This window comes from Rhodanobacter sp. MP7CTX1, from assembly GCF_014205795.1.
Classification (GTDB): domain Bacteria; phylum Pseudomonadota; class Gammaproteobacteria; order Xanthomonadales; family Rhodanobacteraceae; genus Rhodanobacter.
Genome location: NZ_JACHCN010000003.1, coordinates 329,178 through 354,802, shown reverse-complemented (window position 1 = coordinate 354,802; position 25,625 = coordinate 329,178). Strand labels below are relative to the sequence as shown.

At 62.8% G+C, this 25,625-nt stretch carries 22 protein-coding genes and 3 tRNA genes; 6 read left to right on the top strand and 19 right to left on the bottom strand.

Features of this window, described 5'->3' with window-relative positions:
• Positions 1-105: 105 nt before the first annotated feature.
• Positions 106-1,140, bottom strand: coding sequence for a DUF4105 domain-containing protein (locus HDE77_RS06425; RefSeq protein ID WP_255482563.1), 1,035 nt, complete (start codon positions 1,138-1,140; stop codon positions 106-108).
• Between the two features lie 189 nt (positions 1,141-1,329).
• Here HDE77_RS06425 and HDE77_RS06420 point away from each other — a divergent pair, with 189 nt between their 5' ends.
• Positions 1,330-3,222, top strand: coding sequence for an alpha/beta fold hydrolase (locus HDE77_RS06420; RefSeq protein ID WP_184416316.1), 1,893 nt, complete (start codon positions 1,330-1,332; stop codon positions 3,220-3,222).
• A 267-nt stretch (positions 3,223-3,489) separates the two neighbouring features.
• Here the strand turns inward: HDE77_RS06420 and HDE77_RS06415 are convergent, their stop codons facing one another.
• The 16 genes from HDE77_RS06415 to HDE77_RS06340 all read right to left on the bottom strand — a co-directional run bounded on the left by HDE77_RS06415 (position 3,490) and on the right by HDE77_RS06340 (position 19,325).
• Complete coding sequence (locus HDE77_RS06415; RefSeq protein ID WP_184416363.1) at positions 3,490-5,631, bottom strand: glycoside hydrolase family 3 C-terminal domain-containing protein; 2,142 nt, start codon at positions 5,629-5,631, stop codon at positions 3,490-3,492.
• 240 nt (positions 5,632-5,871) lie between these two features.
• Positions 5,872-6,486 carry a DUF2894 domain-containing protein gene (locus tag HDE77_RS06410; protein WP_184416315.1) on the bottom strand — a complete coding sequence of 205 codons (615 nt, stop codon included), beginning with the start codon at positions 6,484-6,486 and terminating at the stop codon, positions 5,872-5,874.
• Complete coding sequence (locus tag HDE77_RS06405; RefSeq protein WP_184416314.1) at positions 6,479-7,126, bottom strand: OmpA family protein; 648 nt, start codon at positions 7,124-7,126, stop codon at positions 6,479-6,481. Before HDE77_RS06405 ends, HDE77_RS06410 begins: the two co-directional genes overlap by 8 nt.
• Positions 7,123-9,219: a DUF802 domain-containing protein gene (locus HDE77_RS06400; protein WP_184416313.1), complete on the bottom strand. Its 2,097-nt coding sequence runs from the start codon at positions 9,217-9,219 to the stop codon at positions 7,123-7,125. Before HDE77_RS06400 ends, HDE77_RS06405 begins: the two co-directional genes overlap by 4 nt.
• Positions 9,212-9,970, bottom strand: coding sequence for a DUF3348 domain-containing protein (locus HDE77_RS06395; protein WP_184416312.1), 759 nt, complete (start codon positions 9,968-9,970; stop codon positions 9,212-9,214). The genes HDE77_RS06400 and HDE77_RS06395 overlap by 8 nt, the downstream gene beginning before the upstream one ends.
• 241 nt (positions 9,971-10,211) lie before the next feature.
• Positions 10,212-10,285 (bottom strand) — tRNA-Cys (locus HDE77_RS06390).
• A gap of 83 nt (positions 10,286-10,368) precedes the next feature.
• Positions 10,369-10,444 (bottom strand) — tRNA-Gly (locus tag HDE77_RS06385).
• Between the two features lie 145 nt (positions 10,445-10,589).
• A tRNA-Gly gene (locus tag HDE77_RS06380) sits at positions 10,590-10,665 on the bottom strand.
• A gap of 72 nt (positions 10,666-10,737) precedes the next feature.
• The gene (pgsA, locus tag HDE77_RS06375) at positions 10,738-11,346 is read right to left on the bottom strand and encodes a CDP-diacylglycerol--glycerol-3-phosphate 3-phosphatidyltransferase (protein ID WP_184416311.1); all 609 of its coding nucleotides are present in this window, start codon (positions 11,344-11,346) and stop codon (positions 10,738-10,740) included.
• A gap of 72 nt (positions 11,347-11,418) precedes the next feature.
• The gene (gene uvrC, locus HDE77_RS06370) at positions 11,419-13,260 is read right to left on the bottom strand and encodes an excinuclease ABC subunit UvrC (RefSeq protein WP_184416310.1); all 1,842 of its coding nucleotides are present in this window, start codon (positions 13,258-13,260) and stop codon (positions 11,419-11,421) included.
• 34 nt (positions 13,261-13,294) lie between these two features.
• Entirely contained in the window at positions 13,295-13,858 is a 564-nt protein-coding gene (locus tag HDE77_RS06365) for an HIT family protein (RefSeq protein WP_221444141.1), read from the bottom strand.
• Between the two features lie 4 nt (positions 13,859-13,862).
• Positions 13,863-14,642, bottom strand: a complete 780-nt coding sequence (kdsB, locus tag HDE77_RS06360) for a 3-deoxy-manno-octulosonate cytidylyltransferase (protein WP_184416309.1) — start codon at positions 14,640-14,642, stop codon at positions 13,863-13,865.
• Positions 14,643-14,704: 62 nt separating this feature from the next.
• On the bottom strand, positions 14,705-16,012 hold the full coding sequence (aroA, locus tag HDE77_RS06355; protein ID WP_184416308.1) for a 3-phosphoshikimate 1-carboxyvinyltransferase: 1,308 nt from the start codon (positions 16,010-16,012) through the stop codon (positions 14,705-14,707).
• Between the two features lie 41 nt (positions 16,013-16,053).
• Positions 16,054-17,142 (bottom strand): prephenate dehydratase, encoded by a 1,089-nt coding sequence (pheA, locus tag HDE77_RS06350; RefSeq protein ID WP_184416307.1) that lies wholly within the window; start codon positions 17,140-17,142, stop codon positions 16,054-16,056.
• A gap of 76 nt (positions 17,143-17,218) precedes the next feature.
• Complete coding sequence (gene serC / locus HDE77_RS06345; RefSeq protein WP_184416306.1) at positions 17,219-18,304, bottom strand: 3-phosphoserine/phosphohydroxythreonine transaminase; 1,086 nt, start codon at positions 18,302-18,304, stop codon at positions 17,219-17,221.
• A 253-nt stretch (positions 18,305-18,557) separates the two neighbouring features.
• A complete protein-coding gene (locus HDE77_RS06340) occupies positions 18,558-19,325 on the bottom strand; it encodes an FHA domain-containing protein (protein ID WP_184416305.1) in 768 nt (255 codons plus the stop codon).
• A 179-nt stretch (positions 19,326-19,504) separates the two neighbouring features.
• Here HDE77_RS06340 and HDE77_RS06335 point away from each other — a divergent pair, with 179 nt between their 5' ends.
• Positions 19,505-19,780, top strand: a complete 276-nt coding sequence (locus HDE77_RS06335; protein WP_184416304.1) for a polyhydroxyalkanoic acid system family protein — start codon at positions 19,505-19,507, stop codon at positions 19,778-19,780.
• 93 nt (positions 19,781-19,873) lie between these two features.
• Positions 19,874-20,092, top strand: a complete 219-nt coding sequence (gene infA / locus HDE77_RS06330; RefSeq protein ID WP_007508585.1) for a translation initiation factor IF-1 — start codon at positions 19,874-19,876, stop codon at positions 20,090-20,092.
• Positions 20,093-20,288: 196 nt separating this feature from the next.
• Here the strand turns inward: infA and clpA are convergent, their stop codons facing one another.
• On the bottom strand, positions 20,289-22,568 hold the full coding sequence (gene clpA, locus HDE77_RS06325) for an ATP-dependent Clp protease ATP-binding subunit ClpA (protein ID WP_184416303.1): 2,280 nt from the start codon (positions 22,566-22,568) through the stop codon (positions 20,289-20,291).
• Between the two features lie 65 nt (positions 22,569-22,633).
• Positions 22,634-22,960: an ATP-dependent Clp protease adapter ClpS gene (gene clpS, locus HDE77_RS06320; protein WP_184416302.1), complete on the bottom strand. Its 327-nt coding sequence runs from the start codon at positions 22,958-22,960 to the stop codon at positions 22,634-22,636.
• Between the two features lie 200 nt (positions 22,961-23,160).
• On the opposite strand from clpS, the gene HDE77_RS06315 reads away from it, so the two are divergent.
• Genes HDE77_RS06315 through hflD form a run of 3 tightly spaced genes read left to right on the top strand, consistent with a single transcriptional unit; the run spans position 23,161 to position 25,461 of the window.
• Positions 23,161-23,661: an NUDIX hydrolase gene (locus HDE77_RS06315; RefSeq protein WP_184416361.1), complete on the top strand. Its 501-nt coding sequence runs from the start codon at positions 23,161-23,163 to the stop codon at positions 23,659-23,661.
• A complete protein-coding gene (mnmA, locus tag HDE77_RS06310) occupies positions 23,658-24,809 on the top strand; it encodes a tRNA 2-thiouridine(34) synthase MnmA (protein WP_184416301.1) in 1,152 nt (383 codons plus the stop codon). Before HDE77_RS06315 ends, mnmA begins: the two co-directional genes overlap by 4 nt.
• Positions 24,810-24,837: 28 nt before the next feature.
• Positions 24,838-25,461 carry a high frequency lysogenization protein HflD gene (gene hflD / locus HDE77_RS06305; protein ID WP_184416300.1) on the top strand — a complete coding sequence of 208 codons (624 nt, stop codon included), beginning with the start codon at positions 24,838-24,840 and terminating at the stop codon, positions 25,459-25,461.
• Positions 25,462-25,625: the final 164 nt, after the last annotated feature.

Below are 25,625 nucleotides of genomic sequence, written 5' to 3'. Positions count from 1 at the left end.
GCGCTTGCGCAGCGTGCCGGATCTTGTTGCGCTGACGCGCATCGCGGCTGACCCGAACCGGGCTCCCAAGACACACTGCAGCTCGCCCACTCCAACTTCACCGCTTCACTGGTGTGCGTCCCGCACGCCAACCGGTTCCTCAGCCCCCACCCTGATCATTTTCGAAAAATCGTCACCAGGTTTGCTGTTCCTAGCCCTGTCCGTGATGCGCCCGCGCTGCCGCAGTTCGTCGATGGACACGCTTTGGTCCACTGCGCCCACCTTGTACAGGTATTCGGGTAGATAGCCGGTCAGCAGCAGGCGGAAATCCCGCGGCAGGCCGGGTTCGATCTGGCGGGCCATGCGATAGACGATGGTCGTGCAGTTTGAGGTGATCGTGTTGTAGAACGCCGGAGTGACGGTCAGCTGGTTCGCAGCCTGCACGTAGGACAGAAACAGTGCACGCATCGCGGGCTTGTCCATGCGCAACGGATACAGGTAATCGTCCTCGCCACGCACGTTGGTGCGCACGCGGATGATGTCGCGTTCATCGGCCGCGACAAGAAACCTTTCGTACTCTTTGAAAAACCCACCGATTGCCGAGTATTCCTGACCACGTCGCTTGCGGGTTTCCACCGAGAAGACCACGTGGCTACCGTCATCGAAGCCGAACGAAATCATGGCGTGCGCGATCGCCGCGCTGCCCCAGTAGGACAGCACCGCATCAGCCGAGGCCAGGTGATCCAGGTCGTAGTGGCGGGTTTCCCAGCGCGCGTCGTAGTCGTCGTCGGTGCGCCAGGTGAAGTCGCGCACATTGCTCAGGGTGACCTGGTTGCCCTCCACCTGGCCGGTAAGCAGATGGGAAGCGTCGGCCGCCCAGATCCTGTTGTTGGATGGCGCGATATTCGCCCACCACAGCAGCAGCACGGCATAAATCAACGCATACGCACCCAGCGGTAGCCAACTGCGCCGATGGATCGCGATGGCGACGAGCGCGATCACGCCGATCACCCAGACCGCGCTGCTGATCGTGCGAGTGAACGTGTTGCCCGGCAACTGGTACCACAGTGCCAGGGCACCCCATACACCCGAGCAGAAGGTGACCAACATCATCAGGGCGATGAACGACAGCTTGCCGATCATCCAGAGCTTCTTCGCCATCTTGTTCCCCGCATCTCGATGCAAGAGCCAGTCGATCCATGAGCCAAGCGTGCCGCTTTGGCCACCCGAACACAACGCGCCGCTCACGTCCGCCACCAGCATTCAGTGCGTCGTTCGCGCTGAAAGTCGTCGTGGCGTTGCGTCATGGCTACAATCGCGCAACCATCCGGCCGAATGGACTGATCCCACATGAAACGTGGCACGCGCACCTGGATCGTGCAATGCGTTGCCATCGTCATGGCGCTCGGCCTCAATGCCTGTGCGATGGTCGACGTAAGCCGCGTCAAGACGCACGACTGCGTCAACGAGCAGCGCGCCGACGTCGTTGGCACTGGCCGTCTGAGCGACCGCACGGTGCAGGCACTCAACGTGGTGGCGTTGACCGTCGACAGCTGCCAGCGCGACTTCACGACCTGTACGGATACCATTGCGCACTCGCCGGGGTTGAATGACGAGCAGCAGCTGTCCGCACTCGCCGAACTCTGGCTGGGCAAGGCGATCAAGACCGATCAGGCCGGTAGCCCGATGGCGGATCAGACCCTGGACGCCTATCTGCAGTCCGCGCGTTATGCCTACGCTTATCTTTTCTATTCCGCGCGCTCGCCGGCCGATCGCGCGTTCGCGCTGCGCCAGGTTCAGGTGATCGGGTTCTACAACTTTGCCGTGCAGCGCGCAGTGAGCCGCTTCTTCCAGGAGCTGCCCCAGTTGGGCAAGCAATGGACGCAGACATCGCTAGCTGGCTGGACCGTGCTGCGTCCGCAGACCGACCTGCGGCTGGCGAACAAGGCGCGTGTGCCGACGGAACTCATTCCGGCCGCTGATCTGCGCTTCAAGGGTTTGCGCAACATCTACCAGCGCGACGGTTTCGGATCGGACTTCGTCGCCGTTACGCCACCTGCCGCGCCTGACGACGATGTGCCATGGCGTGAGCCCGACTACGTGTCGATGACGGGCGCGCTGGTCTTCGATGGTGCATCGCTCAACGACGTGCTGGCGACGAAACAGGTCCAGCTGCTGGTCAGGGATCCCTACCGCGATGACTCCATCACCATCGCCGGCCGTACCGTGCCGCTCGGCGCCAACTTCACCGCCGCGTATGGCGTGTGGCTGGCCCGCTCCGGCTTCGCCAGCCAGTCGATCCGCTCCTTGCTGGGCCGTGAGGGCGGCCTCACAACGCCGCGCGTGCTGATGATGCAGCCTTACGATCCCAACCGCCTGACCGTGGTGATGCTGCATGGGCTAGGCAGTAGTCCGGAGGCATGGATCAACGTAGCGAACGAAGTCATGGGCGACGAGGAGCTGCGCCGCAACTATCAGGTATGGGAGGTCTACTACCCCACGAATGCCCCGGTCGCGGTCAATCTCGCGAGCATCCGCAAGGCGCTGGATGCGACGCTTCAGCACTTCGACCCAAACGGCCAGGCGCGTGCGTCGCAGAACATGGTGCTGATCGGGCACAGCATGGGTGGCCTCATCGCACGCCTGCTGGTGTCCTCGAGCGACGACAAACTGTGGAGCATCGTGCCGGTGCGCGCGAATCTGTCGCCGGAAAAACGTGCCCAACTGCGCGAACGCCTCGCGCCTTATCTGCAGTTCACGCCGATGCCGCAGGTGACACGCGTCGTTTTTCTCGCCACGCCGCACCGTGGCACCCCCTACGCCCAGAATCGCCTGGCACGCCTGATCGGCAACCTCATCCGCCTGCCCGTCAATGTGCTGAAGGAGATGGCCAGCCTTTCCGATCTGCTGAAGGAAGATTCCGCTACCAACACACCGATCCGCATACCCAACAGCATCGACAACCTCAGCGACACTGACCCGTTCATCGTCGCCGCCGCGAGCCTGCCGATCTCGCCGCGCGTGCGCTATCACACGATCGTGGGCGTCTATAAATCGAAGGGCGAGCCATTACAGGACAGCAGCGACGGCGTGGTTCCTTACAAGAGCGCGCACCTCGATGGCGCCGACTCCGAACTCGCGATCCCCTCGTGGCATACCGTGCAGGGAACGCCTGCCGCGATCCTGGAACTGCGCCGGATTCTGAGGCTGCATGTTGCGACGCTGAAGGCAGCCCAGCCATAGCCGGAACGGCAGCTTGGTAGGTTGGGGTGAGCGTAGCGAAGCCCAACACACCTCAAGCATCCCGCCGACCCGTTGGGGCTCGCTTTGCGCTCCCCAACCTACGCGATAGCTAACCACGGTGGCGACATCCCACGCGCAAGATGACGAGCTGGTAACCCTTGAGCGAAACGCTCGTGTGGGAGCGACTTCAGTCGCGATCTGCTCGAAGTGCTATCGCGACTGAAGTCGCTCCCACACGAGCATTCGTTCACAGCATGCGCTCCTACATCATGGCGGAGTGCTGCAGGTGCTTACGGAACACTCGCCCGCTGGCAGATCGATCATCGCGCTGCCCTCAAACGCCGCCGCCGAATGCCCCAGCTGCACCTGGTAACGTCCAGCCGCACGCTGCCAGGTGTGCGGTGCCGAGTCGTAGCTCGCCAGGATGCGGGCGTCGGCCGTCACTTCCACATGGCGTGTCTCGCCAGCCTTAAGCGAGATGCGGTTCCATCCGGCGAGTCGACGCGTCTGCCCGTTAGCCGGCAACGTCACATAAAGCTGCGGCACGTCAACGCCTGCACGCTTGCCGCGATTGCTCACATCGAACGCCACGATCAGCCGTCCATCCTTCCACTGCGCCTGCAGCTTGTCGTAGCCAAAATGGGTATAGGTCAAACCATGGCCGAACGGAAACAGCGGTTCGATTCCACGCCGCTGGAACCATCGATAGCCGACGTCGGCGCCCTCGATGTTGTAATCCACCGAATCGGCTGGCTGACCTTGCGGAGGCAGGCCGATCGCGGCCATACCGGCACCGGGAATCTGCGGTCTTGGCAACTGCGACTCGTCGCGCGGCCAGCTAAACGGCAGGCGGCCAGACGGTGCCACTTCGCCGAACAGCAATCGGGCGATCGCTTCGCCACCAGCGGCACCCGGATACCACGCCTCCAGCACTGCACCGACCTGTCCCAGCCACGGCATATGCACGGGCCCGTTGTTCTCCAGCACCACGATCGTATGCGGGTTCGCCTTTGCGACCGCAGCGACCAGGGCGTCCTGGTGGTTTGGCAGCGTCATGTCGGGCAGGTCGAACGACTCCGCCGCCCATTGCTCGACGAATACCACGGCTACATCCGAGTGCGCGGCCAGCTGCACCGCCGCGGCAATGTCGCGACCATCGGTGAATTGCGCCTTCCCCTGCACACGGCGATTGATTGCCGCCAACGGAGCCGAAGGCTGATAGTAGGGTGGCCCCGGCCAGTCTGGCGGCGCCAGGCCCGGCACCGCGTTGCCAGCTATCGGCATGACCGCCGAGGAACCGCCGCCAGTCAACACACCACGATCCGCATGTCCGCCGATCACCGCAACGGACGTCAGTGTCGGCGCCAGCGGTAGCAGATCATGCTCGTTGCGCAGCAATACGGCCCCAGCCTCTTCCGCTCGCTGCGCCACCGCCGCATCGGCGACCGCATCGAGCGGCGCCGGCTGCGATGGATGATCCATCACACCTTCCGCGAACAGGCTGCGCAAAATGCGCCGGACCATGTCGTCGATCCGCGCCTGCGGCACTTCGCCGGACGCGACAGCCGCGCGCAAGGGCTTGTCGAAATACACCGTCGCGTCGAAAAATTCGCCCGCCGATTCCTGATCCAGTCCCGCCATTGCCGCCTTGCCCGCGCTGTGCACGGCGCCCCAGTCGGACATCACGAAGCCAGGATAGGCCCAGTCGTGCTTGAGCACCTGATTGAGCAGCCAGTCGTTCTCGCAGGCGTACACCCCGTTGACGCGGTTGTATGCACACATCACCGCACCAGGATGGCCGATGCCGATGGCGATCTCAAACGCGAGCAGATCAGACTCGCGAGCGGCCTTCGGATCGAGTTGTGAGCTCAGCGTCTGCCGCCCGGTTTCCAGCGCGTTGAGCGCGTAATGCTTGATGGTGGCGACGATGTGCTGACTCTGGATGCCCTGCACGGCATGACCGACGATGGTGCCGGCAAGCAGCGGATCTTCGCCCGCGTATTCGAAATTGCGCCCATTGCGCGGGTCGCGCTGCAGATCGACGCCACCCGCCAGCAAGATGTTGAAGCCTTTGCGCCTTGCCTCGGCGCCGATCATCGCACCACCGGCGAAGGCCAGCTGCGGATCAAAGCTGGCCGCCGTCGCCAGCCCCGACGGCAATGCCGTAGCTCCCTTGCCACTCAAATCGGGCCGCGCCACGCCAAGTCCCGCATCCGTTTCCTGCAACGCGGGCAACCCGAGCCGGGGTATCGCCGGCATGTAGCCTGCTGAGTCCAGCGCACCGACCGGCATCGGCTTGCCGTCACGGGCTTCACCAAAATCGGTGCGGATCAAACGAAACTTCTCGTCCTGCGTCATCGCCTTCAGCACCAGTTCGGCGCGCTGGTCAGCGGAGAGTGACGTGTTCATCCATGGCCGCGCCGGCGCATCCGCCGCACCCATGGCCCATGCGGTCACGCAAAAACCACTCGCGACAATCAGACAACCAGCCAGCCGATGACGTGATCCCATGGCAGTACTCCATCACTCGATGATCGACAGATGATAGGAGGATTGGCCTTGCCGCAGGAGAGTATCGCTCGCGAACAGCACCGTGCCACTCGTCTGGATGCGCTGGATGGCCAACAAAAAACCCGCTTGCGGCGGGTTTTACTCGCGATGCCCGCGCGGTTTGGCCCGAGCGCGTTTTTTGGGACCCATGGCTCGGGGCCCATCCTTGGTCGCCAGGGCTCCGCCGTCGTTCATCTGCTCCATCCATGACAAGGTGTCGACGTACGACAAGAATTGCTGGAGATATGCCGGCGACAGCTCGCGCATGAGCGTAAGCGACCGGTGTACAAGGTTGCCCGAGTTGAGGGGGCCGGCATTGGTGGGTACTTGCTCCAGCGACTGCCGCACCTGGCTATCCGTTCGGAGCTCGGACCAGATTTTTCTGAAGTCATCGAGCGCCTCCAATGTTGGATAGGTGGAGGGCCGGGGCGCCACGCCGTTGGAGATGTGATCGATCAATTCGCCAAGCGCTCCGCGAGCGAGCGAAGGTGGCGTTGTCGGGCTGTCGGGTGCCGCGGCTTCGAGATCGTCAGCGTAGGCCGCGAGAAGCTTGGACAGCCTCTCGTCAAGAATACGTCGCGCCTCACCGCCATGATCTGCCGCGCGCCGTTCCAGCGCCTCGATGAAATGAAACCGCACGGGATTCAGGCGATCGGCGTTCTGCTCGCGCCACGCGTCGAGTGTGGCTCGGGCACGTATCCCAACATCACTCATTAGCCGTCACGGTTGTCGTCGGCTGCTTCGGGATGGGTGAAATTTCCACTCGCCGGTTGCGGGCCCGTCCCTCGTCGTCAGCATTCGAGCTCACCGGCTGCTCGGAACCAAACGCGGCTGCAAATACCGATGAGGCCGGTACACCATCGGCGACCAACGCACGGGTCACAGTCAACGCACGCTCGGCTGACAACTCCCAGTTGTCGGCGAACTGCTGGTTGCCATCGCGCACTTGGCGATCGTCAGTGAAGCCACTCACCATCAGGATTTCGGCGCGAGACTTGAGGTAGTCGGAAAGCGGGGCCGCCAGGCTCTTCAATACCTCCCGCCCTTCGGGCTGAAGCTGATCGGAGTTCAGCGCGAACAACACGCTGCCGCGAATACCGATGCGCCCATTGACGAGCGTCACACGGCCAGCTGCCAGCGGGACTGCCAACGCCTGCTCCAACGTCATGCGACGTTGCGCCTCGGCCTGTCGCTGTTTGACCGCTTCATCCAGCTTGTTCGAGAGCTGCAGCTGCACACCGATCACGCCCACCAGGATCAGCACGAACGCGCCCAGCAGCACCGACATCAGGTCGCCGAAGGCGGCCCAGATCGGTGCCGTCGACTCCTCGACGCCATCAAGTTCGTCACTCATGCCATTTCGGCTCCATCGAGTGCCCGTTGGACGGCGAGCTGCTGCATTTCCTCGATGATCTGCTTCTGCGACAGCATGCTCAGGTCGATAACTTCCCTGGCCTGCGCGACGTAATAAGCCAGCTGTTCGTCACTGCGCGCGAGAGATTTGTCCAGCGCGGCTTCGATGCGTTGCAGATGATCCATCAACAGGCCATTCGACTCGCCGAACGCCTGTACGGCCACCCCGAATACTTCGCCCAGACTAGCCACCTCGACGGCACTGCCGGTGACTTGCGCGGCCACCGCGCCAAGCTTGCCGGTTTCAGCCTCGATATGGTCTGTGAACCGGGTGCTGACGCGATCCAGCAGATCGGCCGACGTAGCAACCAGCGCGTCGACGGCCAGCCGTTGCTCGGTGGATGCGTGGTTCACCGCATCGAGCAAGGTATCGAGCGTGGCCATCAGACGGCTACGCTCCTCCAGCATGGCGGTATCGCGGACCATGCTGTCGGAGAGTTTCTGGCGTAGCTCGGCAACGACTTCGGCCGCAGCCTTGGGCGCCTCGGACGCGGCTTCCACGAGCCGGGAAATCTCGGCGATCGTGTCGCTGGCATGTGCCTGTGTCTGTGCCGAGATATCGCGCACGGTTCCCGCGAGGATGTCGCAGATCTCCTGCTGCTGGCTCGCGGCGTGCTCGCCCGCTTGCTCCCACTGTTTGCTCACCGCAGCGGTCATCGCACCGAACGAATCCGTCCAGGTCGTCAACCGTTCCTGATCCCGCGATTCCAGCACCGCCTGCACGTCTGCATGCGACTGGTGCACGATGCGAACCAGCGACGTGGCGTGCTCCTCAAAGGTCGACACAGCCACGGTCAACGCTGTCTGATTGCGCGCTGCCAAGTCCTCGTTGACGGCCTCTTGCCGCGACAACGCGTTGTTCCACGCGTTCGCCGCGCTGCCCGCCGTGGCATCGAGATGTGCAGAGACACCTTCCAATAGACCGACCGATCGCTCCTCGAAGATTTCAGTGAATCGCTGCAATGAGCTGCGCAAATCCTGGGCAAGTATCTCGTTCGATCGCCGGTGCTCCATCAGTGCATCGTTCCAGCTGGCCGCCATGGTCGTGGTGGTCGTCTCAAGACCAGTCGACAACCCTTCCAGCTGACGCTGCACCGCGTGCGTGACGGTGTCATGCAGCGATGCCGTTTCGCGCGCGAGCCCGGCCATCGTGGCCTTCATCGCCGGTTGCAGCGCAGCCCCGACAGCAACGGCACTCGCGGCGACGCTGTCCTTCAACGACGCCTCAACGGAGGAAGCCAGGCGGGTGTAGATGGCCTCAGTTTTCGAGTGGAACGTTTCATGGCTGGCCATCTGTCGCTCGCTGGTGGCCATGCTCTGCTGCTCGATGGTGGCCATCATCGTCTGCAGACGATCGACCAGCGTAGGCATCAATGCGGTCTGCTGCTGCAGGAGCTTGAACGACTCCTCGCGCTGATGGCTCTGCGAGTAGATGCGCAACGTCGTCGCAATTTTCACGTCCAGCAGCTGCACCGCCTGCAGCCGTTCGCGCCGACATAGCGCAGAAAGCAGCCCGAGCATCGCCGAGCTGGCCACGCCCGCGATCGATGTGCCGAACGCAAACCCAAGCCCCTTGACCGGTGCGGCGAGAGATCCGCGGATAGCCTGCAGATCCGTCGCGCTCTCCAGCGCTAAACCGGTACCTCGGAGGGTCGCCATCATGCCCAGCAGCGTGCCCAGCATGCCCAGCAATACGAGCAAACCCACCAGATACGGGGTCAGCGCCGGCACCGGCAAGGCCGCGCGCTCACCCTCGATACGCAGGCGTGTCGCGTTGCGCAGGCTGGGATGCAAGCGCGCGAGCCAATCGCTCAAGCTGGTCGGCGCCGCGGACAAATCCGCAACGGAGCCCGTCAGCGTGAACGTGGCTTGCCTATAGCGATACAGCTCAAATCCGCCCGCCAGGTAGCACACGCCAATCAACATCGTGACGGCCGTCGCCAGCAGATTGGATCCGATGTAGCCGGCGCCGATCCAGCACACGGCGGCAAGACCTACGAGGAACACGACAAGATTAAGCAGATTTCTAAACATGACTTACCAGTGAGTGGGTGCGAAGCGCTGCGAGCAAGCCTTCGACCGGTTGAAAACGAACGTCCAGTTCGGCGAGCAACACGTTCTGCGCATCCTTGCGAAACACATCGAGCCATGCGCCTGGCAATATCGCCGAGGTGTCCTCCGATATTTGCGCATCGGCCAACGTATCCTGTTCGGCCTGACGCAACCGTTCGAAGTGATCCCCGAGTAATGCAGGCACGTGGGCCAACAGCGTCTGCTCACGAGGGCTCAGCGCACGCTCCATGGCCGCATCCACTGCCGCCAGCCGCGCCGTGTCTTCAGTCATCTGGGCAAGCGTGTCCCGCAGACGGCCTCGCAGGTTACCGGTGGCCGCCTGAATCTTCCGCTGGATGGCGAGATAGCGCTGACGAAACACCGAGTAATCGACCATCTCATTCGTGCCACCTTCTTCGCCGAACGAGGGATCAGCCCCCCGCTGCCTTGCGATGGCGAATGCACGATCGCCAGCAATGGCATTCGCCAACGAGGTCCGCACGCGGGTGCACTCATCCTCTTCAGCGCTGCCAAAGATCAGTGCTTCGTCCATCGCAGATGGTTTGCCATCAAGCGCGGTGGACAGCACAACGGCGTGGGTCCAGTCGAGCCAGTGGCCCAGCCGGTCCGAGAGCGATTGTCTGGATTGGGGAACGCCAACGTCCGTCAGGCGAGCAAGCAAGCGAATGAACGTCGGGCCGCGGACACTTGTCCGTTGAGGAGCTTGCACCATATTTCTGGCTGACAAACCGCCATTTTACACGCTAACCGGGTCGAGGCTGTTGCCTATCGCAGATAGCGTTCGCAGCGCTCTCCAACGCGGAGGATTCAAAGTTCAAATCGATCGTGCCGCTACGACTGCGTCATCAGCCATTCGTCGAAGCCAAAGCCAATCGGCGCGCCGACTACCATGCCGACACCCGCTTCAAGCCAAAGAAAAAGGCGCCCGGAGGCGCCTGAATCTTTATTCGCAATGGAGGCCAAGGTCGGAATCGAACCGGCGTACGCGGCTTTGCAGGCCGCTGCATGACCACTCTGCCACCTGGCCATTGCTTGGTGCATCGCGACCGTGATGATCGCAGGTTGCTTCAAAAAAACAAAACCCCGGTGAGCCGAGGCTTTGCGTAAAACTGGAGCGGGAAACGAGACTCGAACTCGCGACCCCGACCTTGGCAAGGTCGTGCTCTACCAACTGAGCTATTCCCGCATCTGAGCAGCGAATGATAGCAGAAGGGAGCGGGTTGTGAATAGTCAAAACACCATGGCCGATCCCGTTTTTGCGCCATGCCGGGATTGGCTCCCATCTGGCTGAAACGACAAAGCCCCGAACAAGTCGGGGCTTTGCTGAAAACTGGAGCGGGAAACGAGACTCGAACTCGCGACCCCGACCTTGGCAAGGTCGTGCTCTACCAACTGAGCTATTCCCGCATTGGAGCCGCGCATTCTAATACGTGAATGCAGATCGTCAAGCCCGGCTGTGAACAGAACCCTTCGCCGCGATCATGCATCGCCACCGTGGGGCGGCACGACCGTGTCGCCACGCAGGATCGGCCATGCAGCCCGCAGATAGTAAAAGCCGGACCAGATCGTGAGCACGCCGGCAATCACCAGCAGCACTTCACCGATGTGATACAGGCGCAGCGCCGTGGCCTCCTTCTCGTGCTGCACGATCAGCACCACCAGCGCGACCATCTGCATGACGGTCTTCAGTTTGCCGATAAACGCGACCTTGATGGTGGCGCTCATGCCGATTTCGGCCATCCATTCGCGCAGCGCGGAAACACTGATCTCGCGCCCGACGATCACCGCTGCCGTCACCGCCATCAGCACGCCGGACCAGCCACCCGAGGGGTGCGATTCCACCAGCAGGAACAAGGTTACCGCCACCATCAACTTGTCGGCGACCGGGTCGAGAAAAGCGCCGAATGCCGAGGTGAGGTTCATCCGCCTCGCCAGGTAGCCATCCAGCCAGTCAGTGAATGCTGCCAGTACAAACACGATCGCTGCCGTGATGTTGTGGCCCGGGAACGGCAGGTAGAACACCACCACCATCACCGGCAGCAAGCCGACGCGAAACAGGGTCAGCCAGGTTGGCAGATTGATACGCATGATTCGTTCCAGGAAGTTGCCACAGTGTCGCATGCCATCGCGCGATGAATGAATGAAATCCTCTCGCTTTGTTCAGGCATGCAGGCTGGCATAGATCCGTTCCGCCAAACCGCGATCGATGCCCTTGACCCGCATCAGTTCCTCGACGCCGGCACCCTCCACGCCGGACAAGCCGCCAAACGCCTTGAGCAGGGCCGAACGCCGACGCGCGCCGATGCCCGGCACGTCCTCCAGAACGCTACGCTCACGCGTCTTCTCACGCCGCTTGCGATGGCCGCTGATGGCAAAACGGTGGGCCTCATCGCGCACGGCAGCCACCAGATGCAGGGCGGGGGACGATGATCCGGGATGCAGCTCGCGACCCGGGCTGCCCGCGGCCTCCCTGGCCAGCACCAGCGTCTCTTCACCCGCGCGCCGTCCTGGCCCCTTCGCCACGCCGACGACCTCGATGCCGCTGACGCCGAGTTCCTTCAGCACATCCTGTGCCTGTGCCACTTGCCCACTGCCGCCATCGATCAGCAGCACATCGGGGCGTGCGCCCTCGCCTTCGGCCAGCCTGCGGAAGCGCCGGGTCAGCGCCTGATGCATCGCGGCGTAATCGTCGCCGGGCGTGATGCCGGTGATGTTGAAGCGTCGGTAGTGCGACTTCTCCGGCCCTTCCGGCCCGAACACGACACACGATGCGACGGTCGCCTCGCCCATCGTATGGCTGATATCGAAACACTCGATGCGGCGCGGCATGGTGGGCAGTTCAAGCACTTTCTGCAAATCGTCAAACCGTGCCCCCAGCGTTTGCCGGCTGGCGAGTCTGCCCGTCAGGGAGGCTTGCGCATTGCGTTCGGCCATCTGCAGGAATTGCGCACGATCGCCGCGTACGCTCGATTTAAGTTCCACCGCGTGGCCGGATTGTTGCGCCAGCAATTCCGCCAGGATCTCCTGATCGGCAAGCGGCTCGCCAAGAATGAGCTCGCGTGGCACCGGTCGATCCAGGTAGTACTGCGCGATGAATTGCGCCAGCACATCGGCGGGCTCGGCATCCAGCGGCAAGCGCGGGAAAAAATCCCGCGTGCCCAGACTGATGCCATTGCGGAAAAACAGCACGCTGATGCAGGCCATGCCCGATTCAATGCGACAGGCGATCACATCCATATCCGCATTGGCGCCCTGCACGTGGTGCTGCGCCTGTAGTTGCCGAAGGGCGGCCACCTGGTCGCGCAGGATTGCCGCGCGCTCGAATTCCAGCGACCGGCTGGCCCGCTCCATGGCCTCGGCCAGCTCATCCAGCACCGCATTGCTGCGTCCTTCGAGAAACATCTCCGCGTGGCGCACATCGTTGCGGTAATCCTCCACGCCGATCAGCTGCACGCACGGCGCCGTGCAGCGGCCGATCTGGTGCTGCAGGCACGGCCGTGAACGGTTGCGGAAATAGCTGTCCTCGCACTGGCGCACCTTGAACAATTTCTGCATCAGGCTGAGGCTTTCGCGCACAGCGTAGGTGCTTGGGTACGGCCCGAAATAACGCCCTGGCAGGTTGCGTGCGCCGCGATGAAACGCCAGCCGCGGGTAATCCTCGCCGCTGGACAGATAGATATACGGGTAGCTCTTGTCGTCGCGCAGCAGGATGTTGTAGCGCGGCTTGAGCGACTTGATCAGCTGCGATTCCAGCAGCAACGCCTCGCCCTCGGTACGCGTCACCGTGATCTCGACGCGAGCGATCTGCGCCACCATCGCGGCGATGCGCGGCTCCATCCGCGGCTTCAGAAAATAGCTGCCAACGCGCTTTTTGAGATTGCCGGCCTTACCGACATACAGCAATTCGCCAGCCGCATCGAAATGGCGATAGACGCCAGGCGAGCTGGTCAGCGTGCGGACGAAAGATTTACCGTCAAACGGATGCGGCTGGGTGGACTGCATGGATCAGAGTTTATCTTGTCAACGCAGCGAACGATCACTGCATCGCGACAGCGATTCTGGCCGCCAGCGCCATGCGATCCAGCTGACCGCTCTTGTCCCGGGCGAACCGCGGTGGCTTGCCGTTCCAGCAAGGGATCACATGGACGTGCAGATGAAAAACTGTCTGCCCTGCGGCGGCCCCGTTGTTTTGTTGAACGATCATGCCATCGGCGCCCAGGGCGATGCGCTCGGCACGGGCAACGCGCTTGACGACCAGCATGATCCGCGTGAGATCTGCCGGCGACATATCCAGGATATTGCGGGCCTGAGAGGTCTTGGAAATCACCAGTACGTGACCGGGCGCTTTCTGATTGGTCGACAGAAAGGCCACGACGTCGGCGTCTTCGTAGACTTTATCTACTGGCAACTCGCCACGGAGAATCTTGGCGAAAGGGTTCTGCGGGTCATAGTGACCATCCAGCTGCTGATCGACTGCAGGCTTGTCGGTTTTGACCACACCGGTATGGCCGAAAGCCGGGGCCGCAACACACAGGACCGCCGCACACGCCAGTCGAAGCATGAATTTCATGGTTGATCCGTGGGAGATGGCAGCCAGCACAGGATTACGCATGCTCCGCCAACCAGCGCTCGGCGCGCTCCAGATCGCCGAGGGTGTCGATACCGGGCGGGAACGGTTCGGGAGTGAGTCGCACGGCAATCGCGTAGCCGTGTTCCAGCACGCGCAATTGTTCCAGCGATTCGGTCTGTTCCAGCGGCGTGCGCGGCAAGCCGGCGTAACGCGCGAGAAACTCCGCCCGATAGGCGTAGATGCCGATGTGCCGCAGGAAGGGTGACCCCGATGGCAGCGCATGCCGATCGGTGGAAAATGCATCGCGCGCCCACGGCAACGGGGCACGGCTGAAATACAGTGCGCGCCCGTTCACCCCACGCACCAGTTTCACCACATTCGGATCGAACAACTCCTCGGCGTCGATGATCGGTGTCGCCAGGGTCGCCATCGGCGCGTTGTCGCCAGCCAGCGCCTCCGCCACGGCACGGATGCCGGCGGCTGGCGCAAACGGCTCGTCGCCCTGCAGGTTCACCACGATAGTGTCGTCGGCCCAGCCGTAGTGGGCGGCACATTCGGCCAGCCGGTCACTGCCCGAGGCGTGGTCGCTGCGGGTCATGCAAATGTCCACGCAGGCCTGCCCGGCCAGTGCGTCGGCGATGCGCTGATCGTCCACCGCCACCACCACCTGGCTCGCGCCAGCCTGCAGTGCCCGCTGGGCCACCCGCACCACCATGGGCACGCCGCCGATCTCGCGTAACGGCTTCGCCGGCAGCCGGGTCGAGCCGTAGCGGGCGGGGATGGCGACGATAAATGGAAGCGTGGCGTTGGACATGGGCAATCTCGTGGCTCAGTGGCAAGCCTAGCGGCAACCATGCACCTGAGCGAGAGAATGATTCAATCGACGGACTGCAACGCAAAACCACAGCGATTGGCCAGCTCGAGAAAACCGGGAAAGGATGTGGCGACATGCCGGCAATCGTTGATTCGCACCGGCCCGGATGCCACCAGTCCGGCCACCGCAAAGCTCATGGCGATGCGGTGGTCGAGATGGCTTTCGACAGAGCCGGCACCGATCCTGCCACCCTGGATGATCGCGCCGTCCGGGGTTTCCTCGATGGCTACGCCCAGCGTACGCAGGCCGGTGGCCATCGTCGCAATGCGATCGGACTCCTTCACCCGCAGCTCCGCCGCGCCCCGGATGACAGTACGGCCGCTCGCCACGGCAGCGGCGATGAACAAGCAGGGAAACTCATCGATCATGTCCGGCACCAGCACCTCTGGCAGATCCACGCCGTGCAGCGGCGCATGACGCACCAGGAGATCGCCGACCGGTTCGCCACCACTTTCGCGAGGGTGCTCGACCACGATATCCGCGCCCATCAATCGCAGCGCCTGTAACAACCCGGTGCGGCGCGGATTGAGGCCGACTGCCGGCAGGCGCAATTCGGAACCCGGTACGATGCTGGCGGCGACCAGAAAGAACGCGGCCGAAGAAAAGTCAGCCGGCACGTCCACATCCGCAGCGCGCAGCGTGTGACCGCCTGCCAGGCGGGCACGACCCGGCGCAAACGTAATCGGCCAGCCGAAGGCCGCGAGCATGCGCTCGGTGTAATCGCGGGTGGGATGCGGTTCGATGATCTCGGTTTCGCCAACAGCGTACAAGCCGGCCAGCAAAAGCGCCGATTTGACCTGTGCACTGGCAACCGGCAACTCATAACGAATGCCTTGCAACGACTGTCCGCCACGAACATCCAACGGCGGCAGTCCATCCTGCGTGTCGATGTGCGCACCCATCTGCGCCAACGGATCAGTCACCCGGCGCATCGGTCGCTTCGACAGCGAGGCGTCGCCGACCAGCATGCTGTCGAACGCCTGCCCTGCCAGCAGGCCGGCAAGCAGGCGCATGCCGGTGCCGGCATTGCCGCAGTCCAGCGGTTGCGACGAGCCGCGCAGGCCGTGCAAGCCGACGCCATGCACGTATCGCTCCCCCACTGAAGGTGTCTCGATGTGCACGCCGAGCTGCGACAGTACCGCCGCCGTGGCGCGGGTATCTTCTCCTTCCAGGAAGCCGCGAATGCGCGAATCCCCTTCGGCGATCGCCGCCAGCATCAGAGCGCGATGCGAAACGGACTTGTCACCGGGCACTCGCACGCTGCCGTGCAAAGCCTTGCCCGGTTGGCTGCTCCAGTCGAGACGATTCAATCGAATTCCTTCAGTGTGAAACTGGCAAGGTCAGGGCAAGCTCAGGGCAATGCCACCGGATAGGAGCCCAGCACGCGTATCGTCGCCGCCGACTCACCAATCTCATCCACGGCAGCCTGCAATGCCGCATCGTCGATATGGCCGGAGACATCGATGAAGAACGCGTACTGCCACTTGCCGGTGTGCGCCGGCCGCGATTCGATCCGGTTCAGGCTCACCCCATGCTTGGCGAACGGGCTGAGCACATCGTAAAGCGCGCCCGGCTTGTCGTTGACGGTGATCAGCAGCGACGTGCGATCGTTGCCTGACGGCGGAAACAGCGAACGGCCGATGACAAGGAAGCGCGTGGTGTTGTCGGCGCGATCCTCGATGCCTTCCGCCACGGTCTTGAGCCCGTAGATTTTCCCGGCAGTCTCGCCGGCAATCGCTGCGCTGTCGTCGGCATGCCGTGCCATCCTGGCCGCCTCGGCGTTGCTGCCCACCGCGATGCATTCGACGCCCGGCAGGTTGATGCGCAGCCAGGTCTTGCATTGCTGCAGCGACTGCGCGTGGGCATAGACGCGCTTGACGTCTTCAAGTTTTCCCAGCTGCGAATGCAGGCACTGGTGTACGCGCAGCTCCACTTCACCGCAGATCGTCGCGGCCGAGGTGAGAAACATGTCCAGCGTCACCTGGATCATGCCCTGGCCGGAGTTTTCCACGGGTACCACGCCGAAATCCGCATGGCCGGCGGCGACTTCCTGAAACACTTCCTCGATGCTGCCCAGCGGCAGACCGTAGGCGGCATGTCCGAAATGTTTGCGCACGGCCTGCTCACTGAAGGTACCTTCCGGGCCGAGAAAGCCGATCTTCAGCGGGTCTTCCTGCGCCAGGCAAGACGACATGATCTCGCGGAACAGGCGCACCATTTCGGTATCGGACAGCGGGCCGTCGTTACGATCCACCACCATGCGCAACACGTGCGCCTCGCGTTCCGGTCGGTAATAGTCGATCGCCGATAGTCCCTCGCCTTTTACCTTGGCCACTTCCTGCGCGCGATTCGCACGCTCGGAAATCAGCTGCTGGATCTGCCGGTCGATGCTGTCGATACGCTCGCGCATTTCGCTCAGCGAGGTTTTCGGGTCACTCATACTACTAACCGCCTGGAAGTAAAGAAGTCCAAATGATGTACGGGTATCTTGCCTGAAAAGTGTCGCGGATGTTCGATCAACCGTGCTGACGCGTGAACTCGCGCATGAATGCCGTCAGCGCCTCGACAGCCTCCAGCGGCACCGCGTTGTAAAGCGAGGCGCGCATGCCGCCCAGCGCCTTGTGGCCCTTCAAGGCAAGCAGGCCAGCCGCTTCCGATTCTTTCAGGAAAGCGGCGTCCAGCGCACTGTCGTGCAGCGTGAACGGGATATTCATGCGCGAGCGCGCGGACGGATCGATCGGGTTGCGGTAATAGCCATCCGAACCGTCGATCGTTCGATACAGCAACTCGGCCTTGGCGCGATTGCGCTCGGCCATGACCGTGAGACCGCCCAGAGCATTCAGCCACTGGAAGGTCAGGCCGGCCAGGTACCAGCCCCAGGTGTTCGGCGTGTTGAGCATTGAATCGTTCGCCGCCTGCTCGGCATAACGAAAGATCCGCGCCATCGGTCGACTGGCCCGCTGCAGCAGATCGCGGCGGATGATCATCACCACCAGACCCGACGGACCGATATTTTTCTGCGCGCCGGCATAGATCAGCCCGAAGCGAGAGACATCCAGCGGCCCGGACAGGATATTCGACGACATGTCCGCCACCAGCGGCACGGTGCCGACATCCGGAATCCCATGAAACTCCACGCCATGAATCGTCTCGTTCGGCGTGTAATGCACATACGCGGCACCCGGATCGAGCCGCCAGCTGTCACGCGCGGGCAGCCGAAGATAGTTGTCGGCCTTGCCGCTGGCTGCCACGTTGACGCGCACGTACGGTGCCGCCTCGCTGATCGCCTTCTCGCTCCAGTGACCGCTGTCGATGTAGTCGGCGCTGTCTCCCTCGCCGGCCAGATTCATCGGAATCTGTGCAAATTGCTGGGTGGCGCCTCCCTGCAGAAACAGCACGGCGTAATCGGCAGGAATCGCAAGCAGCGTGCGCAGGTCGGCTTCAGTCTGCGCGGCCATCTCGATGAAGCGCTTGCCACGATGGGATTGCTCCATCACCGACGCACCGCTCCCATTCCAGTCAAGCAATTCGCGCTGGGCGCGCTCGAGAACGACAGGCGGCAACGCCGCCGGACCGGCGCTGAAATTCCAGACTCTGCTCACGTGCTCTTGCATCCCGTCGAGGTGGTCCCCGCATTATGGCGCGGCGCAGCATGGGGCGGTCAACTGCGCATGCAAATCGAGCGAGGGGAGTCTCTCCACGTAGCTTCGAAGCACTCCCTCCTCTGCTCGCATGGGAGGGTTGGGGCGGGGTCGCTCTTGGCGCAGAAGATCAAAAAGCCCTACCCCTCCCAACTTCCCCCTGCGAGCAGGAGGAGCAAAGCAGGCGACGCATGCAGAAGGTTTGGAACAGGATTCAGAACCGAATCAGCAGCACCAACGCAATGCCCAGTGCCAGCACGGCGGCAGTAACGATCAGCCACCACACTTCGCCAATCGGGCCAGCCGCTTCTTCCGGTAGATGCACGGGCTCTGGCTCCTGCATGACGATCTCGGGCTCGGGTTCCATTCCCGGCGCATCGATTACGAAGCGGTGCTTGGCCAGACCGACCTGATCACCGGGCTGCAAGGCCAGTTTTTGCGCGATGACGCCGTTGACCCGCAACGGATGACGCTCGGACGGCTGAGTGACTTCCAGTAGCAGCTGGCCGTCTTGCCAGAAAATGCGCAGCGAGGCGACGTCGCCCTGCGGCAACTCCAGCGGGCAGCGGCCCTGTGGGCCAAGCTCAAGACTGTCCTCCAGCGACAGCACCTTGCCGGAAAGCGGGCCTGCCACAGCACGCAGCGCCACCGTGCAACGCCCCTGTTCCGGCACGCTCAGCGGCGACCTCTGGGCTGGGTCCTGATCGGCGCGCAGCAGCATGCGGCAATCACCTACGCTGACCACGTCGCCAGCACGCAATAATGCCCGTTCGCGCACCGGCCGCGCATTGACGTGGATACGGTCCGCCGACGGCAAAACCTGCAATATCCAGCCGCGACGATCCTGCTGGATTCGCAGATGCTGGGGTGCGGCCTGGCCGGCGGCGAGCACGAGGTCATTGTCGGGCGCGCTGCCTATGCGCAGCTGCGCCTGTGTCCAATGGAAATCCTCGCGGGCCGCATTGGGAAATTCGATGCGCATGGGTGAACCGGTCGATAGACCCCGAAACTCTAACATGCAGTCCACCAGGTCTCGGTGCATGATGAGCCTGCACTTCGCTGACCCGTACTTCGTTGGCCCGTACTTCGTTGCCCCCTGCACGTCCATAAGCCCGCACCTCATAAAGCATTAAGATGCGCTGCTTACGTCAGGAGCCCGTCATGCCGAAAATCGATATTCGCCGCCCGCACCAGCTGTCGATCTCCGAGGCCCGTGCTGTGGTCGACAAGGTCGCCGCGCGAATGCGCGAGAAATTTGGCATGGATGGGCAGTGGCAAGGCGATACCCTGCGATTCTCGCGCCCCGGAGTCAGCGGCACGATCGCCGTCGGCAGCGACGCCATTCAGGTCAATGCGGAACTGGGGATGATGCTGGCGCCGCTGAAGGGCATGGTCGAACAGGAGATCCGGCGCAAGCTGGATGAACATTTCGCCTGACCGATTGCTTGATGATTCTTTAACCAAACGCTCATCCATGGCATACTCGACGGCTTACGCAGCCATGACGGCTGTGCGTGAACCCCGGAACACATGGCCAAAGACGACGTCATCGAAATGGAAGGCACGGTCCAGGAGACCCTGCCCAACACCATGTTTCGCGTGCAACTTGAGAACGGGCACGTCATCATCGCCCACATCTCCGGCCGCATGCGCAAGCATTACATCCGCATCCTCACCGGCGACAAGGTCAAGATCGAAATGACCCCATACGACCTGAGCAAGGGTCGTATCACGTACCGCATGAAGTAAGTGGGGATGAAGTAAGTCGAGTCACGACCCAGCAGCGCTAGTGCGCAGTGGGACAGATTCGATGGGTGTTGAAACGAAAGGCGGCGCAATGCGCCGCCTTTCGTTTGGGTGTGCCTGGGATTTTTGTTGGGGCGAAAGATCAAAGCCCCCCCCCCTCGCAACCTCCCCCTGACAGCAGGGGGAGGGGCACAGCAGATCAGCCTGGTTCAACCACGGCCGGCAGCTTTTCGAGCGTCTCGCAGTCGACCTTCAGTTCGCCATCGTGAACGCTGAGGCGCACCTGGCCACCGTCGGCGAGCTTGCCAAACAGCAGCTCGTCGGCCAGCGCACGCTTCACCTTCTCCTGGATCACCCGCGCCATCGGCCGTGCGCCCATCTGCGGATCGAAACCGTGCTCGGCCAGCCAGCGGCGGGCATCGGCATCCACGTCCAGACTCACGTGCTTCTCGGTCAGCTGGCTTTCCAGTTCGATCAAGAACTTGTCCACCACGCGCAGGATGTGCTCGAAATCGAGCGCACGGAACTGGATGACCGCGTCCAGCCGGTTGCGGAACTCCGGCGTGAAGATGCGGCGGATCACTTCCATCGCGTCCGACTCATGCTTCTGCTCGACGAAACCCATGCTGCGCCGTGAAGCGAGCGCGGCGCCCGCGTTGGTGGTCATCACCACCACCACGTTCTTGAAGTTTGCCTCGCGACCGTTGGTATCGGTCAGCACGCCGCGATCCATCACCTGCAGCAGGATGTTGAACACATCCGGATGGGCCTTCTCGATCTCGTCCAGCAGCAGTACCGCGTGCGGGTGCTTGGTCACCGCCTCGGTCAGCAGGCCACCCTGGTCGAAACCGACATAGCCCGGGGGCGCGCCGACCAGCCGTGACACCGAATGACCTTCCATGTACTCGGACATGTCGAAGCGGATCATCTCGATCCCAAGCTGCATCGCAAGCTGCTTGGTCACCTCGGTCTTGCCCACGCCGGTAGGCCCGGCAAGCAGGAAGCAGCCGATCGGCTTCGACGGATCGGCCAGGCCCGAACGGGCCATCTTGATCGATGCGGCGAGCGCTTCGATCGCCGGATCCTGGCCAAACACGACCATCTTGAGGTTGCGCTCCAGGTTGCGCAGCACGTCGCGATCCGACGCCGACACCTGCTTGGCCGGAATGCGCGCCATCTTGGCGATGATGTACTCGACCTCGGTCACATCCACCTTGCCCGTGCGCTGGTCCAGCGGGAGTAGCCGTTGCCGAGCGCCCGCCTCGTCGATCACATCGATCGCCTTGTCCGGCAGCAAACGGTCGGGAATGTGCTTGACCGACAGGTCCACCGCCGCCTTCAGCGCCTCGTTGGTATAGGCAACGTGGTGATGTTCCTCGAAACGCGAACGCAGGCCCTTCAGGATCTCGATGCTGTCGGCCACGGTCGGCTCGACCACGTCGATCTTCTGGAAGCGCCGCGCCAGTGCGCGGTCCTTTTCGAACACGCCGCGGTATTCCTGGAACGTGGTCGAACCTATGCAGCGCAGCTCACCGGAAGCGAGCATCGGCTTGATCAGGTTGCTGGCGTCCATGGTGCCACCGGAAGCCGACCCGGCACCGATGATGGTATGGATTTCGTCAATGAACAGGATTGCACCCGGCTGCTTCTTCAGCTGAGCGATGACGCCCTTGAGGCGCTTCTCGAAATCGCCGCGATACTTGGTGCCAGCCACCAGCGCGCCGAGGTCCAGCGACCAGATGGTGGCGCCTTCCAGCACCTCCGGCACCTCGCCATCGACGATGCGCTTGGCCAGGCCTTCGGCCAGGGCCGTCTTGCCCACGCCGGCATCGCCGACGTAAAGCGGGTTGTTCTTGCGCCGGCGGCACAGCACCTGAATCGTGCGCTCGATCTCGTCGGCGCGCCCGATCAGTGGATCGATCTTGCCTTCCAGCGCCAGTTCGTTGAGGTTGCTGGCGAATTCATGCAGCGGATTGCCCTTCGGCTCGCCGCCCTCCTCAGACTCGCGCTCGCTTCCGCCGGCTGCGCCCGCAGCCGGTTCATCACCGATCTTGGCGATGCCGTGCGAGATGTAATTGACCACGTCGAGCCGGGTGATTTCCTGCTGATGCATGAAATACACCGCGTGGGAGTCCTTTTCGCCGAAGATCGCCACCAGCACATTGGCGCCGGTGACTTCCTTTCGACCCGAGGATTGCACGTGATACACGGCACGCTGCAACACCCGCTGGAAGCCCAGCGTGGGCTGGGTATCGCGTTCGTCGCCGTGCGGCAGAACCGGCACGGTTTCGGCGATGATCCGCTCGAGTTCGGTCGACAGACGTGGCAAATCCACGCCGCAGGCGCGCAAGGCACCCAGTGCCGACTGGTTTTCGGTCAGCGCCAGCAGCAGGTGCTCCACCGTCATGAATTCGTGGCGCTGCTCGCGGGCCTGCTTGTAGCAGTGGCCGATGGTGACTTCAAGATCCTTGCTGAACATTCGGATCATCTCCGCTTGAAAAGTGAGCGGCCTTCAGCGCCGCAATGAGCACAAAATGGGGTCGCTCAGAGCTTTTCCATAGTGCACAACAACGGATGCTGATGGGAGCGTGAATATTCGTTCACATGGGTTACCTTGGTCTCGGCTACTTCCCGCGTAAATACACCACATACGCCCTTACCGCGCGTATGTACATGCAACATCACCTGCACCGCCTGTTCCTGGTCCAGGTTGAAAAAACCGCGTAACACCTCGACCACGAAATCCATCGGGGTGAAGTCGTCATTCAGCAGCAGCACCTGAAACAGTGGGGGACGCGCCACCTCCGGTTTGGCGGTTTCCAGTGCCAGTCCGCGGCCGCTGTCTTGCTCGTGTTCGGATTCGTGGGCCATAGTTTCTTGGGTGTTCGATCTTTGATACGAAGTATACGCCGCCGTGGATGCACCACTTAGGGCCTGATTGTGATCTCGTCGGTGGCCCGCGCCGGGATCTGCGGGGATCACAAACCCGCTCTTGGCAGCGACCGTCCCCACAGGTGATGGCACAATGGCCGCTTTTCCAGTGCCCCGTGCCCAGTCTCTTGCCCAACCTGATGGCCAACCCCCTTTCCACCACCGACAATTCCGGCGCCGACATCTGGCGTCCGCGCGTCACCGTGGCCTGCGTGGTCACCGCTGGCGATCGTTATCTGATGGTCGAGGAAGAAGTGAACGGGCGGCTGGCCTATAACCAGCCGGCGGGCCATCTGGACGACGGCGAAAGCCTGGTGACTGCCGCCGTGCGCGAAACGCTGGAAGAAACCGGCTGGACGGTCGAGCTGCAGCACCTGATCGGCGTGCATCAATGGCGCAGCACCGAGCATGGCGATGCGGTGGTCCGCTTCAGTTTTGCCGCTCGCGCCTTGAGCCATGATGCAGCTCGCCCGCTGGACGACGGCATCCGACGTGCGCTGTGGCTAACCCGCAGCGAGATCGCTGCGCTCGGCGAGCGCCTGCGCAGTCCGCTGGTGCTGCTGAGCATCGATGCCTGGCTGGCTGGCCAACGGCTGCCGCTGAGCACGCTGGGCTATCTACCCGAAGCTCGCAACGCATGAACGGCACTCACACCAAAGTCATGCTCGGCATCTCCGGTGGCGTCGACTCCTCGGTGGCGGCACTGTTGCTGCAACAGGCGGGCTACCAGGTCGAAGGCCTGTTCATGCAGAACTGGGAGGAAGACGAGCGCAGCGGTCCCTGCACTACCGACGCCGACCGCAAGGACGCCGTGGCCGTCTGCGGCCGGCTTGGCATTCCGTTCCATGCACGCAATTTCGCCGCTGCCTACTGGGATGGTGTGTTCGAGCACTTCCTCGCCGAGTACCGCGCCGGGCGCACGCCGAACCCCGACGTGCTGTGCAACCGCGAGATCAAATTCAAGACGTTTCTGGACGAAGCGCACTCGCTGGGCGCGGAAAAAATCGCGACCGGCCACTATGCCCGCGTCGACTGCCGCGACGGCCAGTATCGCCTGCTGCGCGCGGTGGACATGGCCAAGGACCAGAGCTATTTCCTGCATGCACTGGGACAGCAAGCGCTCGCCGCCACACTGTTTCCGCTCGGCGAGATGGAAAAGCCCCGCGTGCGCGAGCTGGCCCGTGAAGCCGCGTTGCCCACGCATGCGAAGAAAGACTCCACCGGCATCTGTTTCATCGGCGAGCGCGATTTCCGCAGTTTTCTCAGCCAGTACATCCCGGCCCGCCCAGGCGAGATGCGCACCCCGGCCGGCGAGCTGATTGGCGAGCATCAGGGCGCGATGTATTACACCCTGGGCCAGCGCAACGGGCTGGGCATCGGCGGCCGTCACGGCGCCAGCGGGGAGGCCTGGTACGTGGTCGGCAAAGACGTGGCTACCAACGTGTTGTATGTCGCCCAGGGCGGCGAAAACCATTGGTTGTATTCAGAGCGGTTGCAGACCGAGACGCCTACCTGGGTCGCCGGTGCCGCGTCGGCCAACCCGTTCCGCTGCACCGCCAAGACCCGCTATCGTCAGGTGGACCAGAGCTGCCTCGTCACCGTTCTGGACCACGGCCTTGAGGTACGCTTCGACGAACCGCAACGCGCCGTCACCCCCGGGCAGTCCGTAGTCTTCTACGATGACCAGGTCTGTCTTGGCGGCGCCGTGATCGCCGCGACCGATGCACCCTATGGCGGCCTGTTGCCTGCATTCTCGCCGTCTCCCACGTTCACTTCTGCGACAGGATAACCGCGACCCCGTGTTTGAAACCTTTGCCATGAATGAAGAGCGCGTGCTCGCCCTTGCCGGGCTGTTCCAGGCCTGTGCACTGGCGCAGCAGCTGGCCAATGAAGGCACTTGTGATGAAGCCACGATGGAGGCCAGCGTGGCTAGCGTGTTCCGCATCGACGCACCCTCGGTCGTCGGTGTCTACGGCAATATTTCGGGCCTGCGACTGGGCCTGCGCAGCTTGATCGCACAGCTCGATGAAAGCGACCGCGATATGTCAGTGACCAAGATGGTGGTGACCGTGATGCGACTGGAGCGCAGCCTGTCGAGGCGACCGGAGTTGCTCGGCAAACTTCAGCAAGGCATCGTCGCGGCGCAGCGCCAGGTCGAGCACTTTGGCCAGGGTTCGACGCAGGTCATCGGTCGGCTGGCCGAATTGTATGCGTCCACCCTGTCCACGCTGAAGCCGCGGGTCATGGTGAGCGGCAATCCGCAACAGCTGCAACAAGCTGCCGTGGTGGAAAAAGTGCGCGCCAACCTGCTTGCTGCCGTGCGTTCGGCAGTGCTGTGGCGCCAGGTGGGCGGCCGGCAATGGCAACTACTCCTGTATCGTCGCCAGTGCGGCATGCTGGCACGTGGGCTGTTGACCGGTGCGACGCTGGACAATCGCTGACTGCGCAGATTGGCTGGGATCCAGCGCCTCATCGGTATGCTGCGGGCGCGAGTCTTCGCATGTGAAGGCGGCCGCTTCCGAAAGACGTAATTTCACCTTAAGCATTGCCAGGGATGATCGACAGCGGAAGATGATCGATACCGAGACCCACTGCCAGCCATAGG

Coding starts and splice junctions, on each gene's coding strand:
- uvrC (WP_184416310.1), bottom strand. CDS start 13,260: ATGCAGTCCACCCAGCCGCATCCGTTTGACGGTAAATCTTTCGTCCGC.
- HDE77_RS06400 (WP_184416313.1), bottom strand. CDS start 9,219: ATGTTTAGAAATCTGCTTAATCTTGTCGTGTTCCTCGTAGGTCTTGCC.
- mnmA (WP_184416301.1), top strand. CDS start 23,658: ATGAACGGCACTCACACCAAAGTCATGCTCGGCATCTCCGGTGGCGTC.
- clpA (WP_184416303.1), bottom strand. CDS start 22,568: ATGTTCAGCAAGGATCTTGAAGTCACCATCGGCCACTGCTACAAGCAG.
- kdsB (WP_184416309.1), bottom strand. CDS start 14,642: ATGTCCAACGCCACGCTTCCATTTATCGTCGCCATCCCCGCCCGCTAC.
- pheA (WP_184416307.1), bottom strand. CDS start 17,142: ATGAGTGACCCGAAAACCTCGCTGAGCGAAATGCGCGAGCGTATCGAC.
- HDE77_RS06315 (WP_184416361.1), top strand. CDS start 23,161: ATGGCCAACCCCCTTTCCACCACCGACAATTCCGGCGCCGACATCTGG.
- clpS (WP_184416302.1), bottom strand. CDS start 22,960: ATGGCCCACGAATCCGAACACGAGCAAGACAGCGGCCGCGGACTGGCA.
- pgsA (WP_184416311.1), bottom strand. CDS start 11,346: ATGCGTATCAATCTGCCAACCTGGCTGACCCTGTTTCGCGTCGGCTTG.
- hflD (WP_184416300.1), top strand. CDS start 24,838: ATGAATGAAGAGCGCGTGCTCGCCCTTGCCGGGCTGTTCCAGGCCTGT.
- HDE77_RS06405 (WP_184416314.1), bottom strand. CDS start 7,126: ATGAGTGACGAACTTGATGGCGTCGAGGAGTCGACGGCACCGATCTGG.
- HDE77_RS06420 (WP_184416316.1), top strand. CDS start 1,330: ATGAAACGTGGCACGCGCACCTGGATCGTGCAATGCGTTGCCATCGTC.
- HDE77_RS06415 (WP_184416363.1), bottom strand. CDS start 5,631: ATGAACACGTCACTCTCCGCTGACCAGCGCGCCGAACTGGTGCTGAAG.
- HDE77_RS06395 (WP_184416312.1), bottom strand. CDS start 9,970: ATGGTGCAAGCTCCTCAACGGACAAGTGTCCGCGGCCCGACGTTCATT.
- HDE77_RS06340 (WP_184416305.1), bottom strand. CDS start 19,325: ATGCGCATCGAATTTCCCAATGCGGCCCGCGAGGATTTCCATTGGACA.
- infA (WP_007508585.1), top strand. CDS start 19,874: ATGGCCAAAGACGACGTCATCGAAATGGAAGGCACGGTCCAGGAGACC.
- HDE77_RS06425 (WP_255482563.1), bottom strand. CDS start 1,140: ATGGCGAAGAAGCTCTGGATGATCGGCAAGCTGTCGTTCATCGCCCTG.
- HDE77_RS06335 (WP_184416304.1), top strand. CDS start 19,505: ATGCCGAAAATCGATATTCGCCGCCCGCACCAGCTGTCGATCTCCGAG.
- HDE77_RS06410 (WP_184416315.1), bottom strand. CDS start 6,486: ATGAGTGATGTTGGGATACGTGCCCGAGCCACACTCGACGCGTGGCGC.